Origin of the sequence: Mesorhizobium sp. M1A.T.Ca.IN.004.03.1.1 (genome assembly GCF_003997555.1) — a bacterium.
Taxonomy (GTDB): Bacteria; Pseudomonadota; Alphaproteobacteria; order Rhizobiales; family Rhizobiaceae; genus Mesorhizobium.
In genome coordinates this window covers 1-259 of record NZ_RZTV01000561.1, presented here as the reverse complement: position 1 = coordinate 259, position 259 = coordinate 1, and the positions used below count along the sequence as shown (strand labels likewise).

1 pseudogene is annotated in these 259 nt (G+C 61.4%); it reads left to right on the top strand.

Features of this window, described 5'->3' with window-relative positions:
• Nucleotides 1-49 precede the first annotated feature (49 nt).
• Nucleotides 50-259: pseudogene (locus EOD29_RS32880) on the top strand (hypothetical protein); the annotation flags it as partial.

Below are 259 nucleotides of genomic sequence, written 5' to 3'. Positions count from 1 at the left end.
CGAAAATCTGACCCATGCGCTGAAGTTCCGCTAAAGGGGCGAGATCGGTATGTCCGCCTTCGCCGATCTTGAAACGCTAGCCGATGATCTCAGACGATCATCGGCTGGCGTCAGCGACTATCACGACCGTGCAATCACGCCGGCGCAGACACTCGCGGCCATTAGGCCGCATCTGCGCGAATTCGGCATCACGCGCGTCGGCCTGCTGACCGCTCTCGACGTGCTGAATATCCCCGTCGCCTTCGCGACGAGGCCGAAC